The following is a 210-nucleotide window of genomic DNA, read 5'->3' as shown; positions in this document are numbered from 1 at the left end:
ACTTTTTAGACGACTTATCAAAACATTTAACGGACGCATACAACTCAGAAAAACGTATTACCGACAAAATTGAAGAATACATTCAACACAACAACATTCAAGCGCCTGCAGACGATAATATTCATTCACACTACCTGCCTGACACGCCATCAGCGCTTGATATCAACACAAGTGAAATAAGCACCGTTATTAGGGCGACAGGTTTTAGAA

At 39.0% G+C, this 210-nt stretch carries 1 protein-coding gene; it reads left to right on the top strand.

The window, feature by feature from the left end; translation table 11 throughout:
• A partial coding sequence (locus V6255_RS18995) for a hypothetical protein (RefSeq protein ID WP_341629486.1) occupies positions 1-210 on the top strand: 210 nt, incomplete at both ends.

Origin of the sequence: Psychromonas arctica, from assembly GCF_038155225.1 — a bacterium.
Taxonomy (GTDB): Bacteria; Pseudomonadota; Gammaproteobacteria; order Enterobacterales; family Psychromonadaceae; genus Psychromonas; species Psychromonas arctica_B.
This window is presented reverse-complemented; position numbering and strand designations above follow the sequence as displayed.